Raw genomic sequence first — 17,434 nt, 5'->3', positions numbered from 1 at the left:
AACTCATCCTGCGGCGCTACTGAGCGTCCTCCCCGCCTATGCTTGATCAGCAGAAAACCAAGATTGACCGTGTAAGGATTATTCCTTACCATTCAATCAATACATCTGGGAGAACGTTCATGCCTGCCATCCACGAAATCGCCACGTTGACCTCGAAGGGGCAGGTCACAGTGCCCAAGTCCGTTCGCCAGCTTTTAGGCCTCGACACGGGTGGCAAGATCGCATTCGACGTACGCGCCGGGGAAGTCGTGGTCAGCCGCGTAGAATCCATCCATGAGGACCCTGCCATCGGTGCATTCCTGGGTTTGCTGGAGGCTGATATCCGAAGCGGGCGCAACCTCACCACCCTGCCGGAAGACCTGGCGCAAACCATGCTCGCCAATGCGGGCCACGCTGTAAATCTGGACGAAGATATCGACGGTGAGGTCGCGATCTGATGCTGCGACATGGCTGGACACTGTTGTTCCATGAAGGTGTGACTTTACAGCTACGCAAATTGCAAGAAGCCGCCGCCCGGGCCGAGCAGAACGACCCGCAAGGTTTTGAAAGCAACGCCAACGTCAAGCTGTTTCGGGCATTGAGCCATCTGATCATGGAGGCTGTGCCTGCCGACCCGGGCCGTGACGAGTTCCGCCAAGGCAACACGCTGGGCACCGCCTACCGACATTGGCGGCGGGCGAAAATCGGTAGGCGCTTTCGGCTGTTCTTTCGCTACGACTCAAGGTCCAAGGTCATCGTCTACGCATGGGTGAACGACGAAAATACTCTACGGTCCGCAGGCAGCAAATCCGATCCCTACGCCGTATTCGAGAAGATGCTGGGCCGCGGCAACCCTCCTGATGACTGGGATACGCTGACTGCTGCGACGCGTAGCGACTGGGACGAGCCCAAAGCATAAGCTGCGCGACTGGGTGAGGGATTGCACGTTCGACACCGCCCCCTCGGTGCTTCCACTGTAATCCACTCGTAGCTGCCGGAAAAACGCACATTGCGTTTCTGCGCCCCTTCATTCAACGGTTTGCCGGGCTACACCCGAGCGCTGCTGGACTGTTTGCCTCTACCGCTAACCGGCAAGGCTTGACTCTACCGTAAGGGGCAGACTTTACCCTTGGCACTTCATTACCTGGAGTTTGTCATGAAGCGCAAACGCATGCTCGTAATCCTCGGCCACCCTTCGAACGACAGCTTTTGCGGCGCTGTGTCCGAACGTTATGTCGAGGCTGCCACGCAAGCAGGCCATGAGGTGCGCCTGCTGCGCCTGGACACCCTGGATTTCGATCCGGTCTTGCACGATGGCTATAACCAGATCCAGTTGCTTGAGCCCGATTTGATCAACGCACAGAACGACATTACCTGGGCCGAACACCTGACATTGGTATACCCGATCTGGTGGGGCGGCATTCCGGCATTGCTCAAGGGGTTCTTCGACCGCGTGTTTCTGCCCGGTTTTGCCTTCAAGTACCGCAAGGGCTCGCCCTTCCCGGATAAGCTGCTCAAGGGCCGCACGGCTCACCTTCTGGTGACCATGGACACGCCGCCGTGGTACTACCGGTGGGTGTATCGCATGCCAGGCCTGCACCAAATGCGCAAGACCACCCTGGAGTTCTGCGGCATAAAACCCCTGAAAACCCTGACCTTCGGTCCGGTATTGGGCTCCAGGCCGGAACAGCGTGAAGCCTGGCTCAAACAAGTCCAGGCAGTCGCCAGCCGCTGATCGGCCCCGGTCGGGCCGTGCCCCTGCACTGTCCAGCCGAGCCTCCCTGCTGTGACGCCTTGTCCAACTTGGCTTCCCCCCCCCTGACGCTTGTGCAAAAATGTCGCGCGCCTGTACGAGCACGCGACATCTTTTCGCTTCTGATGCGTCAAAAAAGGGATTTTCATGTACATCGGCAAAGCCGCCCAGCTGTCGGGCACCACCGTCAAAAGCATCCGCCATTACGAAGAAATCGGCCTGTTGCCCCCACCGCAACGCGAAGGCAAGTACCGCATCTACAGCCAGCAAAGCGTAGAGCTGCTGACCTTCATCAAATGCGCTCAGCAACTCGGTTTCAAGCTCAAGGAAATGCAGGCCATTCTGCAGGATCATCGCGGCCAGGAGCTGCCCTGGGATCTGGCCATGCAGGCCATCGATAACAAAAAGCAGGAATTGATGGGGCAGATCCAGGCATTGCAGCAAGTGCATGACGGCTTGGTTGAGTTTGAGCTGAGCCTCAAGGATGCTCAGATGCAATGCCAGTTCGAACACCTGGAAAAGGCCCGCTGAATCCGCTCCGCCGCCCCTGAACGGCCATGGCGCCCCGTGCCGTTTTCAGCACGCAGGCGCCCCGTCGATTTAGCCTGGCACAGCCCCATCCCCCGGCTGCTCGCCCTCTTGCACGGCTGGCTGCGGCACAATCGAGGCAAAGAACCACGGCGAAATCAGCGTGACCAACAAAATGGTCATGAAGCCGCTGGATGACAGCGCCAGTATCACCAATACCCCCAGGTCAATGACGGGTTTGTAGGCGGAGAACAGCAGCGCGACAAAGCCCATCGAGAAGATCACGACGTTGACCACCGTCGAGCGCCCGACGCCCTGCATGGCCGCCAGGATGGCCTCGTCGATCTCGATGCCCTTCTGCACCAGCATCTTGATCCGTGACAGCAGGTGAACGGCGTAATCCACGACGCCCACCACCAGGAACGTCACCAGTGTGGTACCGATGTTCAACTCGATATCCAACAGGTACATGCTGCCGTACACCGTCACCGACGTGGTCAACAACGTCAGCATGCCGAGGATGCCCAGGCGTACTGACTTGAGCCAGAACATCATCATCAAGGTCACGGCCAGCAACGCCAGCGAGAAGCTCAGCACCTGACCCTGGGTGATTTCCTGCAACACCCCGGTCCATATGTACGGCGTACCGGCATGGGTGACTTGCAGGTTGGCCGGTTTGTTGATGACCAGCCAGGCGTCCAGTTTATCGAGCATCGCCTGGTAATCGCCCGCCACAGAGGAGGTCATGGTGAACAGCGTCACCGCCTTCGAGTAATCGGCATTGAGCACGTTCTGCAAGTCAGTACCGCCACCGTTCTCGAACATCATGATGTGTTGTTCGATGAGTGAGTTGCCATCGACATCGAAGGTCTCCGGTTTGCCGTCATCATCGACCACCGTCACCTGCTCCACCGCCTGCGGCACCCGCAGGAAAGCAGGGTTCATGTCGTTTAGCACGAGGTTCATGCGCTTGATGTAGGTCGCCACCGAATAGGTGTAACTCACGTTCGGCTGGGCCTTGATGAACTGGTCCAGACGTTCGAGGAACTGCACGGTTTCAGTGGTCAGCGCGCCACGCGGAGTCTTGGTGTCGAAAGCGATCCAGCCCGGCGATGTACCCGCGACTCCGGCCCGGTTGATGAACTCGTCGGACATCCGCACCGGGCTGTCCTTCTTGAAGTAGGCAATGCCAGAGTCTTCGATATCGACCTTGAACGTGAACACCGTCATCATCGCCAACAACGGCAGGGTCACCAGCAATACCGGCTTGCGCCAGCGAATCAGCCAGGCACAGAACACCACCAGATAGTGGGAGATCAGCGACGCTTTGAGTTGCACTTTGCGCGGGACGGCATCTTTGCCCCAGATCGAAATCCACGCCGGAATCAGTAGCAACGAGATGATCAGCGCCGCCGTCAGGCCGATGGACATGAACACGCCAAAGTTGCGGATGCTGACAATGTTGTTGGTGGTGGAAATCAGGAACGTCGCAATAGTCGTGACCGTTGTCAAAACTACCGGCGTGACCATCAGGCGCTGGGTTTCACGGTTGGCTTCGCGGAAAGACTTACCCGAATTGAGCTGTTCGTAATACTCGGCCATGACGTGGATCGCGTCGGCACAACAGATGGTGAACAGGAACACCGGCAAGACACTGGTGAGCAAGTCCATCGGCACACGCAGCAGCGCCATCAGGCCAAGGGTCCAGATGGTGCAGAACAGGATATTGAACAGCGGCAGCACCACGCCAAGTGGTTTGCGAAAGAAGAAAACCAGCAGAGAGGTCACCAGCAGGAACACGATCGGGAACAGCATCGCCAGGTCGTGATCGATGATTTCCTGCTGGGCCGCAATGAAGATCGGCATGCCGGCGATGAACACCTCGTCGGTGAACTCCGGGTGGGCGGCCTGGTACTTCGCGATGATCTCGCGGACCTGGTGATAGGCACGCAACTGGGCCTGAGCATCGTCCTGTTTGGTGCCCAGTTCGGCGACGACCATGGCGACTTTCTTGTCCGCCGAGACGACGCCACCGACCATCTGCTCGTTGCCCATGATCTGCGCTTCGACCTTGATCGGGTCCATATCCAGGGCGTGCAGGGTCTTGTGGATCCACAACTCGCCATCGGCACTCAAGCTGATGTTCTCCAGGTCAGCCATCGAGGCCATTTCCTGGATCGGGTTGAGCCGCTCGGCAAGAAAGCTCAGGAACTGCAGGTCATGGCTGTCCCAGTGCCGGGCAATCCCGAGGTCGCGCAGCGCTTTGGCGGCAGCGTAATCGTTCTGCGAAAAACCCTCGGCGAGGATCTGCACCAGCAAAGCCTGAGCATCAGGGTCGCCACTGTGCAGGCCGACGATGCGCTGCAGTTCGACACGGTCCTCATCGTTCGCCAGCATCAACTGGCGTATGGCCTGGGACAGTTCGAACTGGGCGTTCAGCGACGTGGTGTTGAAGACACTCTCGGGGTTGTTCAGCGCCACCATGACCGAGTCATACGTGCCGGTGAACTCGCGCTGCAAATCAATGATCGTCTTGCGCGCCGGGTGAGTGTCCTTGAGCAGATACGGATTGGTGTCCGACATCAGCGTGCCGAGGGTGTAGGTGAAGTAGGCGGTGATCGCCACCAGCACGAACACAATTGCCCGCGCATAGCGCTCGACGAAGTTCAGGTATCTTTCCATGAATGAGGGTTCCAGATGAATCGGTAGCGGCGCTTAGCGGGCAGACACGGCGTATTCCGGCAAGTCGCCGGCTTTCAGCCCGCGCTTGATCGCGGTCTGCGTGAACAGGCGGTCGTCCAGCGCGACGTTGTACTGCAACTGGTTGAAGCGCAGCTGAGAGCGCGTACCGGCGATGAAGTCCTCGGTTTCGCTGAAGGTAATGCTGTCGATCTGGTCGATGGTTTCAGTCTTCAGGGTGCGCATCTGCTTGAACATCACACCTTTTACATCGAAGAAGTCCTGGCGCAGCACCAGTGAGTTCTTCTTGTCAACCCAGACCTTGAGCTTGTTGTAGCCGGTCTTGGCCAACACGGCAGGCGTCGCCGGCTCACGCTCGATCACGTAGCAATCGCGGCCCTGCAACTGCTCTTCGCCAACCAGCGTTTGGCGATAGTCTTCGGCGCGAATCTTGTCGAGGTCGGCATAGGAGTAGTCGCTCCCCATGAACGCCCCGCGTTTGTCGGTGGTGGAAATCCTTCGGGTCTGTCGGCTGACCGGCAAATACATCCATTGGCTGTCTTCGAGGCCCAGGACCTCGCGCGGGTTTTCGATGTGGAACGCGACGTCACGCACATCACTCGGCGCGGAGAAATACATGGTGAATTTGTCGCTGTCCGGGTAATCCTTTTGCAGGTAGCTGAACTCGCGGATGCGCCTGTTACCTTGCTTGTCGATCAGGATCAGGGACACCTGGGACATGAAGCTCTTGCCGTCATCGCGGTCCCGGGCCTGGCGAATGATGTCGTCGGCCGTGCGTGTTTCAGCTGCCATGGCGGCAGCGGCGCTCAGCAGCAGTGCGCTTACAGTCAGGGTCTTGAAGATGGGCAACATGGCGATTTCCTTTTCATTGTTTGAGTGGTTCGCACACCGCACCGGTGTGGTCAGAACAGATAACCGGCGGACAAGCGCACCTGGTCGCGGTTGTCGTACGCACCGAACTGGCGGTCGGGCTTGCCGAAGAACACATCGACTTCGAGCCCCAACTTGAGCCAGTCCACCGGTTTGTAGGTGAAGATCCCCTGAACGAAACTGTCGTCCTGCGCTGGCGGCGACATGCCAAAAACCAGACGGGTCTTGAGGCGATCCTGGAACTGCGAGCCTTCGGCAGACACGGTGAACAGGTCGTCGCGCTTGCCCTGGACCATGCCGGGCTGCCAGTCGAGCAGCCGCTGATGTTGCCACTGCGTCGAGATCAGCCAGTCCCGCAATAGGTAATCGACGCCCAGCAGCGACTTGGTCATCGCCGTCTGGTCGCTGCCGTAAGCGCGGTAAGGATTGGTGACGCGCCAATTGTCGAAGTAGGCGACTTCACTGCGTACCACGATGCTGTGGCCGGCATCGATGGCCACACCGGCGCCGCCCATGGAATAGCGCGGGAATTGCCGTTCGAGGCGAATCAGGCCCTCTTCGGTCTGGCCTTCGACGGCGTAAACCGGGTCCTGTTGGCGGGCGTTGAGGGCAACGAAGCTGACATCCACCGTGCCGATTTGGCCGTTGGCACTGGCGCCGTAACCGAAGCCACTGTGACCGTCATAACCGGGCCGCGAATCGACCACGAACATCTGCGGATCGGGTGTGGCAAAGATCGGGGCATCGAACTCGCTGCCGACGGCCGGCGCCTGGTTTTTCACAAAATCAGTGATCACCAGCGCTTCCAGCTCCCACTCGGCGACCGGCTGCACCAGGCGAATCATCGGCACGGCGATGCGGCTGTCTTCCAACAGACCGATCACACCCTCGCGATAATCCAGCGGGTTGATCTGATCGAGCACCCGTAATTCATCTGCACGCCCCCACACCACCTGCTGCCAGCCCACCGTCAGCTCGCCGTCACCGACGTAGAGCCCCCAGTACAGGTGCCGCCAATCGGCAGTCGCCCGGTAATCGTCCCGGGCTTGCGCGCTGTATGGGTTGTTGCCGTCATAACGGAAGTCGTAACGGGCTCGGCCCTTGGCCTTGTAGTAGCCGCTGTCCCAGGCATCCTCCAGGCTGAACTTGAGGTACACGGCCTTTTGCGTGACCTGGTCGTCACCGTGCAGACGCACGGCCGTGGCAACGCCGATCTCCGCTTCATGATGCTCCGGCAACCACTCGGCGATCGCCACTGGCGAGCCGAGGCTGACCAGCGCGGCCAAAAGGCCGCGGTTCAATCCCAGTCGAGCCATGGCTACATTCCCAACCCGGCACCGCCGTCGATCATCAGGCTTTGCGCCGTGACACCACTCGCCTGCGGGCTCGCCAGATAACGAACCATGGCCGCCACTTCGTCGCCCTGAATGAAGCGCCGCAGGGGCAACTTCTTCTTGGCATTGCGCAGGATTTGCTCGTGGGTGATCCCGGCGATGCGCGCTTGAGCCGCCAATTCACCTTGCAGCATCGGTGTGTCGATCCAGGCGGGCAGGATGGCATTGACGGTGATTCGCCGTGGCGCCAGGTCCAGCGCCAAGGCTTTGGTCATGCCGATGATGCCGTGCTTGGAGGCGCAGTAAGCGGTGTTGCGGACCTTGCCCGCCCGGCCGAGGATCGACGACATGTTGATGATCCGCCCACCCTCCGCCATCAGTGGCAGGCACAACGAGGTGACGTAAAAGGTGCCGTTGAGGTTGATCGAAATGACCTTGTGCCAGTTGTCGAGGTCTTCGGGTTCGTTCTCGTCGCAGACCCCGGCGCTGTTGACCAGCACATCGACAAAGCCAACCCGGTCGGCCAGGCCCTTGAACAGAAGTTGCAGGCTGGCGAGATCGGCGATGTTCGCTTGATGGGTTTCGATGCGAGCGGCAAATTCGCCCTCGGTGACCCACCTCTGCAAGGTTGCCAGATCCCGATCAAGCAAGATCAAAAGGTGCTCGGCCTGGGCTGCGAAATTTTCCGCGACGGCGCGGCCAATACCATTGGCCGCGCCGGTAATCACAATCGTGCGTGCGCTCATAGCATTTTCAATCCGCCGTTGACGGACAAGACTTCGCCCGTGACGTACAGGCCGCGCTCGGCCAGATACAGCACCGCGTCGGCAATTTCTTCAGGCCGGGCGAACCGTTTGATCAACAGCCGCGACTGGATTTCCTGCTCATGGGCGCCGACCAGGGCTTGGCTCATGTCGGTGCTGACGATGCCGGGCGCCACCGCGTTGACCCGGATGTTACGCGGCGCCAACTCCACCGCCAGTGCGCGTGTCAATGCTTCTACACCGCCTTTGGCGGCGGCGTAGTTGCTCTGGCCCTTGCCGGGCTTTTGCGCGGCCACCGAACTGAGGTTGACGATGCACCCGCTGCGTTGGCGCATCATGCAGGGCAGCACCTGCTGACAGCACAACAACGTGCCGACCAGGTTGGTCTGGATGACCTCGGTGATGTCGCTCAACGATTGCGTGGCGAGCAAACCGTCACGGGTAATACCGGCGTTGTTGACCAACAAGTCGATACGCTCGAAACGTTGCTCGACCCGTTCAAAAAACGCCTGAATGCTCGGCGCTTCCTTGACATCACACTGCACGGCCAGGCACTCCCGGCCGAGCCCTTCGACCTGCGCCTGCAAGGCAGCGGCTGACGCCTCGTCACGGACATAACTGAAGGCAACCTGATAACCCGCGCCGGCCAGGGCCAGCACGATGGCCTTGCCAATGCCGCGACTGCCGCCGGTCACGACAGCTATTTTCTGAGTCATGACCGCTCCTTACAGTGAATTTTGAGTTTTGAATTGCGCGAGGGTGAAGCCGTGGGTCGCGGCCAGTGCGCGGACCTGCTGCACTTGCTCACGGCTGATATCGCCGTAGGAGCCGTGCTGGCTCATGCCAGACAAGCCCATCAACACCGACTCGGCCATGCACGCATACAGCTGACCTTTTTTCAGATAGGCCCGCACGTTGGGCGCCAGGCCGTCGTCGAACGGCGTCTGGACGATGCCGCCGTGCATGTAGAGCACGTCTTCGCGTTGGCTCGGCAGGTCTTGATGGACGTTCAGCGGCACGGCGATATCGCAGATCACGCTGCGCTCGGCGAAATGTTCGGCACCGAGGAACGGCTGAGGCGCATTGGCAGCGCACAGGACAATCCGTGCGCCCTTGATGGCGTCGAGATCGTTGGTGACCGTGATGAAGGCGTTCGCGCCAAGGCGCTCATCCACCAGGCGGGCGATGTGCAAACCGAGGTCGGCTTTTTGGCCATGTGAGTGCAATAAGCCACAAAAACCATCAAGGCTCAGCAGTCGCTGCGCCAACCGGTCGTGTTCGGCTGTGCCTTTGAGAATCGAACGGGCCGCGTCGGCGTAAATCTGTTGCGCGGTTTTCTCCAGGCGCCGAACCGAGCCGTCACGACCGCTGCCAATCAGAATCAGGTGATCGACGGTGGCGGACAGCACCGAGGCATAGGTCGACGCAACGTTACCGGCGGCACCGACAACGGCAGCGGTTTGCTCGCGCAGTGCCAGACCTTGCTGTACACAGCCTTGCTCGATGGCTTCGAGCCCCATGCCGATGGTCAGGGCGTTGCCGGACGTCAGCGCCATGTCGGCAATCTTCAGCGCCTGACAATTGTTGGTGACGATCGAGGTGTACATCCCGAGGCCGGCGATGTTGCAGCCATCGGCGCGGGCATCGGTGACACGCCTGCCGACTTCTTCGCGAATGCTGTCCAGGTCACCGCTGCGGATGTACTCGGCCATGGCATCCGAGTCCATGCACAGCGGGTATAACGTGAACTCCACCGCCATGCCGAGGCGCGACCGAATGATCACCGGGCCGACTGGCACAGCGCGGCGTTCAGGCTTGGTGCGATTGATGAACGTGCGTTTTTGTTCCGGGCTCAGGGCTGCCAGCGAGGGATCGACGTCACCGAGGATATCGGCATCGATCAGGTGGTTGATGAACGCTACCCGAGCGACGATTTCGACCTTGGCATCGATGTTTTCAACGGGCTCGGCCACCCGAAAATCGTCCTGACGGGCTGGCACGGTGGGCATCGAGTCCGCGCAGATACCCGCCGCCAACGGCAACGCATCGCCACGGCGCAGCATGTCGCAGACCCGTTGCAGGGCAGCGATCAGCCCGTCGACTTCGCCCAGGGTGATACAGGCTGGCGGCTCCAGGCGAATCACGTTGGAGTTGCTGCCCGACGGTGCTACCCGCAACGCTTCGAATTGCAACAGGTAACCGGCGATCAAGTAACCCAAGGCATCGTTGTACTGGGCCGACGCCTGTACCAGCGAGCTGCTGACACTCAAGTCGTGCAATTCCAGACCCACCAGCAAGCCACGCCCGCGCACATCGGCGATCACATCCGGATAGGCCATCTTCAGTTCATTGAGCGAGGCTTTGAGGTAGGCGCCCTTGGTGCGTATGTCTTTGAGCATCGCGTCGTCATTGGCGAACAACCGGCGCAATGCCGACAGCGCGATATGGCAGGACGGGTCGTCCTCGGCGAAGGTCGAGCTGTGGATGTAGCTGAACTCGCCTTCGTAGTGGCTGCTGCGGATCACCGTCGCGGCGATTTTCATCAAGCCGCCGCCGAGGGCCTTGGACAGGCAGTAATAGTCGCCTTGCAGGTTGAACTGGCTGCTGGCAAGAAACGTCCCGGCGCGCCCAAAACCCGACTGAACTTCATCGACTACCAGCGGGCATTGTTGCTCGTTACACAGCTTGCGCAGCCCCAGATAGAACTCCGCCGCGAACTCGTTGATACCGCCTTCGCCCTGAATCGGCTCCATCAACACGGCGGTAATCGCACTGAACGGCAGTTGCAGTACGTTCAGGTGTTCGCCGTCCCATTGCAGGCTCAACCAGTGGTGCGTGTGCCGGGCCGGCAATTCCTGCAACTGATGGGGCTGCTGTGGGTCGATGAACTCGACGTTCAGACCAAAACGGGCAAACGGCGCGCGGTACTGACGGCCATAGGTCAGTTGAACGGTATTGACCAATTTGCCGTGGAAGCTGCCGCGCAGGGCGACGAATACCGGTTCGATGTGCAACTGCGCCAGGTTGTGTTGGCGAACGGCTTCAACCACCTGACGCAAGGTCACGCTGTTCAGGGTGGCTGGCAGGACACCTGCAGGCAGGTCGAGGTCGGCCACATCCAGCTCGCGGTAAGCGTGTTCGCTGGCGGTCAGGCTGGCCAGGGTGAAATCGATGTCGTCGAACTGCTTCTGCAGGCTCTTCTGGCGACGGAACTCCGCGTGCTTGACGGCAATTTCCACCGCCTCCGCGCCACTGTTGGAGAAAGTCGAAATATAACGTTCGGTGTTCTTCAGTTCGCGATTGAAGGCGTCACTGAGCGCTCGCCCCAATTGCCCGGCCGCACCGCGGATCGACATTTGTGCGTTGAACGGCACGTCGCTGCGCAGCAGCGCACATAGCTGATCGACAAACTGTGGGTCGTTGTGGCCGAACAGTGCCGCACCGTAACCGCCGAGAAAGTCGGTGACCGTGACCATGTCGCCCTTGGGGTTGCGGTAGAACAACTGGCTACCGAGGGCGCGCTGAAATTCACACTCCAGGCCCAGTGCCTGGAGCAGGCCGACGAATTTGGGCCGAACGAAATCGCGATAATCCATGACAGTCATATCCCTTGAAAGTAAAAAAGAGGCGGTAGTCAGCGGCAGTCCTGAGTGGCCTTTGCGCTGTAGAGCACTTGATAGGCGGCGCTGAATCCGTTGTCGTCGCGGTTCAGCACCAGGCAATGCGCAAGGCTCGCGGCGTGGGGCGCGCCCTGAATGAACGGCAGGTTCGCCACTGGTTGCTGCAAACCGGCAATCGGCGGCACGCTTTGGGCCTGCAATGCGCAACGCGCAAGCATCAGATCCACCAGGCTCGGCGCCGCGCTGAGAATGCCGTTGATCGCCAACCCGCTGGTGATGTGCGAGGCGCGCGCAAGGGCCAGCGTCTGGCACAACACGCGGTCTTTGTGCGCATCGCCGGTGCCGCTGCACACCAACACATCGGTTGGGCTGTCGGGCAGGCTCAAGCGACCGAGGGTGGCATGGGCCGTCATGTCGGCGAGGCACGCCTGAGGACCGGCCGGCAGGTCTTCGCGCCGGCGCAGCACCAACGCTGCCGCGCCCTCCCCGGCAATGCCGCCGGTGCCCCGAAGGTCAAACGGCAGCAGCGTGTTCGAGCCGTTGGCGCTGATGACACCCGCCTGGACCAACCCGGACAGCGCCAGGGCATCCAGCTCGCTGCCCGCACCGACAACGATTGCCGCGTCAATCCGGCCAGCCTGCAAAGCGGCCGTAGCCTCACGCAAGGCTGCCAGGTTGCCGGCGACACCTTGCATATAGGCGTTGCACTCACCCACCAGTTTCAGCGCCAGGCTGGTGACACCCAGCAAGCAGTTGCTCAAGCCTTTGAGCACCAGAAAAGGGTCCTGGGCACGGTCTTGCAGGATCCGTTTGGCGAACGCCGCCATGTCGGCGACGCCGTCCTGCCGACAGCCGTGCAACAACTCGGCATAGGATTCCAGAGACGGATGGGTGTAGCCGCCCTGACAGCAATACAAACCGAAACGGACATCCGGCTGCTCATCGGCCAGGCCGGCTTCTTCCAACGCCTGACGTACCGCGCTGACACCCCAGATCACTGCCGGCGTGCAGTAACGCTGAAGGTTTTGCGCAAGGTCTTGTCGGCTGCGTTGGTGGTCCTGATCCTGAATTTGCCCGAACGCCACCACGCGTTGGCTGCTGAACCGTCGGGCGTTCAGCGCCGTAATTGCACTGCGCCCTTCGGTTGCGGCCGCCCAGAAAGACTCGACACCCCAGCCGCTGGGCAACACGCAACCCGCACCGGCAATCGCGACCGCCTGTTTCATCGCGGCGCCTCCCGGTACTTGCCCAGCGCCAGTGAAGTGTTGAGGCCGCCGAAACCGAAGGAGTTGCTCAGGGCAACGTCGACCTTGCGCTTGACCGCTTGGTGGGCGCAGTAGTCGAGGTCGCATTGTTCGTCGGCATCCTGCAGGTTCAGGGTCGGCGTGACCCGATCATCCCGGCAGGCCAGGGCCGTGAGCATGAACTCCGGTGCTCCGGCGGCCGCAATCAGGTGGCCGAACTGGGATTTGTTGGCCGTCACCAGCAACCGCCGATAATGTTCGCGCTCGGCGAACAGGGTCTTGATCGCCAGGGTTTCGGCGGCATCGTTGAGGGGTGTCGACGTACCGTGGGCATTGATCAGATCGACCTGTTGCGGCGCCAGCCCGGCATCCGTCAGGGCCGCCTGCATCGCCAGCACCGCGCCCCGGCCCTGCGGGTCGGGTGCGGTGATTTTGTAGGCATCCAGGCTGCTGCCGAAACCCAGCACTTCGGCGTAAGGCGTTGCCCCTCGGGCGAGCGCCCGTTCGAGGGTTTCGAGCACTACGAAACCACCGCCTTCACCCGCAATCAAGCCACTGCGATGGCGGTCGAACGGCCGACACAGTTCGGTGCCCCAACGCTGTTCGCTGCTGGCGGCGCCGAGCAGATACAGCGCGGTCATGGTGTCCAGGCTCAGCACCGAATCGGCGCCCCCGGCAATGGCCAGCTCGACCTCGCCGCGACGGATCATCTGGAATGCATTGCCGATGGCCTGGGACGCTCCCGCGCAGGCGCTGCTGACGTTGATCACCGGGCCTTCACTGCCGATGCCATCGGCAATCACCCGCGCAAGGCGGTCGTTGCTCTGACACAGTGAACTGTCAGGATCGACCTGCGCCTGTCGCGCCATCAATTGAGCCCAGGACGGCGCCTGTGCCGGGTTATCCGCCAGGCTGAGCAGCATGTCCTGCAAACGATGAGCAGGTGCGCCGGACGCTGCCAATACCGCCGCGCCACGCAACTGTTCGGGGCTCAGACCACTATCAGCAATGGCTTGGGTGGCCGCGACCCAACCAAAGCGGGTGCGTTTTTCCAGCGACAATCCCCAGGCCGGATGGTCTTTCAAGTGTGCCGGCATCAAGCCCATATCCACGGGCGCTGCGTAACGCACGGGGAACGCACCCGCCTCGACGCCTTCCGGTTGCCATGGCCGAATGCAATGCTCGCCGGCCAACATTCTTTGCCACATGGACTGCCACTCGAAACCGAAGCCGGTGACGGCGCCCATGCCCGTGATCACGATCCGTGTGGGGCTCATGGGTAACTCTCCATTGTCTCTGTGTCCGACGACGTTCTGGCCAGCAGCACCGCGCCCCAATGTCCGCCTCGGCTGTGTTCGAGCAACAGCGTGTAACGGCTGCAATCCAGTGCCCAGGTCACAGCGATTTCACTGAGCAAGGCGCTGGCGCCCAAGTCACCTAGCAACGCCTTGGAGTGTTCGAGGGTGTGCCCCGATAGGGTAAACAACGCGGCAATCTGCGGATCCTGTGCATCGGCGACGACTTGCCCGACATCGCTGAGGCACAGTTTTTCGTTGCTCAAAGCGCGCTCAATGACGTCGCGACCAACCGCCAGTCCACGCTCGGGTTGCGCGCTGTAACCACGGGCAAACCCGGCAATACGCAACGCAGATCGAGCACCGCTGCCTGGGTTGGTCGTCAGCAACAGTGCCGCAGCACCTTCGCCGAAAACCCACGGGCCGGGGTTCACAGGTGGGTGAGTAGCGTCACGCAGGTACAACGCCGGGGTGATGTTCGGACTGCTGCTGACGACGACGGCAGCATCGGCACGACCTTCGCTCAGATGGGCAGCGGCCTCCATCAAAGCATCCAGCCCCGCATTGCCCTGGGAGCAAAAACCGCCCATGGGCCCCTTGCAACGCAAGGCCTCAGCCGCGTGGGCCATGACGCTGCTATTGAGCATCATCAGCGCATGCAGTGGCGGTGTGTGGGCAAAGAATTGCGCCAACAGATCTGCCGGTTGTGCGCCAATGGCCTGCACTGCATCCCAGCACGAGCTGGGGCCATCCACTTCCGGAATGGCAGCGGTCAATGCGATCCGCTCGTCGGGCAGTTCCAGCCCACGCAAGGTCTCGGCGAGACGGCCGGCGCAATACAGCAGGCGCGCGCCCTGAGGCTCAAGGCTACGGGACAGTCTGCGGTCGTACACACCCGCCGGCAAGGCGGGCGCTGCAACACAATGGGCCAGACGTGCCGGGTCGAAATCCAGCGGTTGTGCGGCCTGAGGTTGACTGTCACGAGGCGTACATTCAGTACCGGCGGCGTTGAGTACCGACGCCGCAGTGATATAAACAGCGGTTGAATTGGATCTGGTCATGTCATGCCCTGCCCAGCACCAACGAACTGTTCACGCCACCAAACCCGAAGGAATTGGAGAGCACGACATTGATCGGTTGCTGCAACGGTTCGCAAAGGAATTTCAACTCCGGAAATTCGGATTTTTCCGGCTGAAAGTTGAGGGTCGGCAAGGCCACGCCCAACTGAATGCTCATCAACGACAGCACCGCCTCAATGGCACCACTGCCGGCCAACGAATGCCCTACGGCAGATTTGTTGGCGGTGAACGTCATCTGCTCCAGGGTTTCGCCGAAGACCTGCGCCAGGCCCAGGGCCTCGCAACGGTCATTGGCCTGTGTCGACGTACCGTGAACATTCACATGGTCCACAGCCGCACTGGTCAGTTCGGCATCGGCCAGGGCCGCCGTCATGCAGGCGGCATACTTGCTGCCGTCGCGGCTGCTGGAGGTGATTTTCTCTGCCTCGCACAGATTCGCGTAACCCAGCACCCGGCCCAGCGAACAGGCCTGACGACGCTCGGCATGCTCGCGGGATTCCAGCACCAACAGCGCCGCCCCTTCACTCAGCACAAAGCCGCAGCGGTCCGGCATGAACGGCCGGCTCTGTTCTTGTGGGGAAAAGTCCACGCGCTGGCAGAGTGCGCCCAGCCCATCAAAGCTGTAGTAGGACAATTCATGGGCCATCAACTCCACCGCGCCACACAACGCCAGGTCGATCTCGCCACGGGCGATCGCTCGATAGGCGCTGCCGATGGCCATGGTGCCGGCGGCACAGGCATCGGAATGTGTGGAGATATGGTCACGGACGCCCAGCCATTCGGCGAGATGGCAGGTTTGCTGATCAACCCGCCGGGCAAACGCCCCACCGCTGAGGGTGTGGTTATCCAGGAACTGGTCGAGATCGACCCGCCCCTGATCGTCCATGTAACGGCTGGCGTCCCGCAAATCACCGCTCACGCAATGTTTGTTGGCCCCGACGAAAATACCGCTGGCGACTCGGGCAAAAGCGCCGTCGGCCAACCCGGCATGGGCCAGCGCCTGACGGGCCACGTAATGCGCCAGCCATTCCTGGCGGGAGGTGGTCTGCAGGTCGCCCGGAAAGGCCGCCGCGATGACCTGCCATTGTTGCTCATCGATAAATCCGGCCGCCGGGTTCGCAAACCCCAGTTCGACAAACGCCGGGTGCTGGCCAATGCAGGAACGGTTTTCGCTGATCGTCGTGAACAGCGAGGCCGCATCCAGTGCCGTGGGAGCCACCAGTCCATAGCCGGTGACCAGAACCTCTCGGGCCTGCATCAAGGCACCCCCTACGCCGAAGCCTTCAACTGGGCGGCCGCGTACTGCTCAACCAACAGACGCGAGATCGAGTCACCGTCCAGAGGGGTCAGGCGAGCACTGCAACCGCCACACACCACTTGTTGGCGTTCATTGAGTTGGGCATGAACCGCGCCACACTCAGGGCAGGTTTCGGGGAGGTGGTTGAACACGTTATGGCATTGCTGCGCCCAGTTACGCACGGTGGTGGCCGAGAAGACATCGCCCGGCTGCATGCCCACGTGCAACTGGCCCGGCGCATAAGCGCTGAGGCTCTGCTCCAGCAAGGCCACGCCGTCCTGCGTGATTCGGCCATTTTCGACAAACCGGGTGGCGTCGCCGAACACCGCTACCGCGTGATCCAGCACGCTGGTTTTCGGCAAGGTGCAACCGTACTGACGGCCCAGCTGGAAGCTCAGGTCGACGATGTCCAGCGAGTCGGCGCTGAGGTCGTCAACGATACTGCTGTGCTCTGTCACGTCGCCCCTATCCAATACCAGCAACTGCGCAAGAATCTCCTGTGTACTGCTGATAACGCTGTCCAGTTCCAACGGATTATTCATTGAGTGTTTCCCTACAAAAGCCGCATTGAATGAATAAAGTCATCGGGCCAAAAAAAAGCTGTTTTGAGGCCAGATCTATCGGGGGCCGGGAGTCTAAAGTCTCCCCCTAAGGGGAGAGTCAACGTGCCATCAGTGCTTTTTGCGAGAAATCCCGACGCGCCCTGAAACCTTTGATTTATGCAGCTCAATGGGGCTTGGAGAGGGGTCGTAAAATGACAAAATCGATTGCTTGAAACAGCACGATAGTTCCAGAAGTGGGATATCACCGTACCCGCAAGCGGCGCCCTGAGTGCTTCAAACCATGAAGGACAAGGCGCCCGTCAGCAGTGCCAGCGCAGTGATCACCAGAGAGGTGAGCACGGCCCACTTGAAGGTGGCTTTCTGGAAATCACCGATATCCCTGTCGACCATGCCCACCAGCAGCAGGGT

At 60.8% G+C, this 17,434-nt stretch carries 15 protein-coding genes and 1 pseudogene; 4 read left to right on the top strand and 12 right to left on the bottom strand.

Features of this window, described 5'->3' with window-relative positions:
- Positions 1-119: 119 nt before the first annotated feature.
- The 4 genes from FQ668_RS13270 (at position 120) to FQ668_RS13255 (ending at position 2,263) form a co-directional block, all read left to right on the top strand.
- Positions 120-437, top strand: a complete 318-nt coding sequence (locus tag FQ668_RS13270) for a type II toxin-antitoxin system PrlF family antitoxin (protein ID WP_014591303.1) — start codon at positions 120-122, stop codon at positions 435-437.
- A complete protein-coding gene (locus tag FQ668_RS13265) occupies positions 437-898 on the top strand; it encodes a type II toxin-antitoxin system YhaV family toxin (protein WP_014591304.1) in 462 nt (153 codons plus the stop codon). Before FQ668_RS13270 ends, FQ668_RS13265 begins: the two co-directional genes overlap by 1 nt.
- 237 nt (positions 899-1,135) lie before the next feature.
- Positions 1,136-1,714 (top strand): NAD(P)H-dependent oxidoreductase, encoded by a 579-nt coding sequence (locus FQ668_RS13260; protein ID WP_014591305.1) that lies wholly within the window; start codon positions 1,136-1,138, stop codon positions 1,712-1,714.
- A gap of 165 nt (positions 1,715-1,879) precedes the next feature.
- Complete coding sequence (locus FQ668_RS13255) at positions 1,880-2,263, top strand: MerR family transcriptional regulator (RefSeq protein ID WP_003253954.1); 384 nt, start codon at positions 1,880-1,882, stop codon at positions 2,261-2,263.
- A gap of 69 nt (positions 2,264-2,332) precedes the next feature.
- Here the strand turns inward: FQ668_RS13255 and FQ668_RS13250 are convergent, their stop codons facing one another.
- The 12 genes and pseudogenes from FQ668_RS13250 to FQ668_RS13195 form a co-directional block, all read right to left on the bottom strand.
- Positions 2,333-4,942, bottom strand: coding sequence for an RND family transporter (locus FQ668_RS13250; RefSeq protein ID WP_019437178.1), 2,610 nt, complete (start codon positions 4,940-4,942; stop codon positions 2,333-2,335).
- Positions 4,943-4,975: 33 nt separating this feature from the next.
- The gene (locus FQ668_RS13245) at positions 4,976-5,812 is read right to left on the bottom strand and encodes an outer membrane lipoprotein-sorting protein (RefSeq protein ID WP_014591307.1); all 837 of its coding nucleotides are present in this window, start codon (positions 5,810-5,812) and stop codon (positions 4,976-4,978) included.
- Positions 5,813-5,862: 50 nt separating this feature from the next.
- Complete coding sequence (locus FQ668_RS13240) at positions 5,863-7,146, bottom strand: DUF1302 family protein (RefSeq protein WP_023389244.1); 1,284 nt, start codon at positions 7,144-7,146, stop codon at positions 5,863-5,865.
- Between the two features lie 2 nt (positions 7,147-7,148).
- The gene (locus tag FQ668_RS13235; protein WP_019437180.1) at positions 7,149-7,910 is read right to left on the bottom strand and encodes an SDR family NAD(P)-dependent oxidoreductase; all 762 of its coding nucleotides are present in this window, start codon (positions 7,908-7,910) and stop codon (positions 7,149-7,151) included.
- Entirely contained in the window at positions 7,907-8,644 is a 738-nt protein-coding gene (locus FQ668_RS13230) for a 3-oxoacyl-ACP reductase family protein (protein WP_019437181.1), read from the bottom strand. The genes FQ668_RS13235 and FQ668_RS13230 overlap by 4 nt, the downstream gene beginning before the upstream one ends.
- 9 nt (positions 8,645-8,653) lie before the next feature.
- Positions 8,654-11,524: an aminotransferase class III-fold pyridoxal phosphate-dependent enzyme gene (locus FQ668_RS13225; RefSeq protein WP_019437182.1), complete on the bottom strand. Its 2,871-nt coding sequence runs from the start codon at positions 11,522-11,524 to the stop codon at positions 8,654-8,656.
- Between the two features lie 38 nt (positions 11,525-11,562).
- Positions 11,563-12,774, bottom strand: a complete 1,212-nt coding sequence (locus tag FQ668_RS13220) for a beta-ketoacyl synthase N-terminal-like domain-containing protein (protein ID WP_019437183.1) — start codon at positions 12,772-12,774, stop codon at positions 11,563-11,565.
- Positions 12,771-14,069 (bottom strand): beta-ketoacyl-[acyl-carrier-protein] synthase family protein, encoded by a 1,299-nt coding sequence (locus FQ668_RS13215; protein WP_014591313.1) that lies wholly within the window; start codon positions 14,067-14,069, stop codon positions 12,771-12,773. Before FQ668_RS13215 ends, FQ668_RS13220 begins: the two co-directional genes overlap by 4 nt.
- The gene (locus FQ668_RS13210; RefSeq protein ID WP_014591314.1) at positions 14,066-14,980 is read right to left on the bottom strand and encodes a beta-ketoacyl synthase; all 915 of its coding nucleotides are present in this window, start codon (positions 14,978-14,980) and stop codon (positions 14,066-14,068) included. Before FQ668_RS13210 ends, FQ668_RS13215 begins: the two co-directional genes overlap by 4 nt.
- A 169-nt stretch (positions 14,981-15,149) precedes the next feature.
- Positions 15,150-16,424, bottom strand: coding sequence for a beta-ketoacyl-[acyl-carrier-protein] synthase family protein (locus FQ668_RS13205; protein ID WP_019437184.1), 1,275 nt, complete (start codon positions 16,422-16,424; stop codon positions 15,150-15,152).
- Between the two features lie 11 nt (positions 16,425-16,435).
- Positions 16,436-17,005 (bottom strand): acyl carrier protein, encoded by a 570-nt coding sequence (locus FQ668_RS13200; RefSeq protein ID WP_019437185.1) that lies wholly within the window; start codon positions 17,003-17,005, stop codon positions 16,436-16,438.
- 294 nt (positions 17,006-17,299) lie between these two features.
- Positions 17,300-17,434 (bottom strand): annotated as a pseudogene (locus tag FQ668_RS13195) (damage-inducible protein CinA); the annotation flags it as partial.

Source organism: Pseudomonas sp. Kh14, assembly GCF_900291005.1.
Taxonomy (GTDB): domain Bacteria; phylum Pseudomonadota; class Gammaproteobacteria; order Pseudomonadales; family Pseudomonadaceae; genus Aquipseudomonas; species Aquipseudomonas alloputida.
This window is presented reverse-complemented; position numbering and strand designations above follow the sequence as displayed.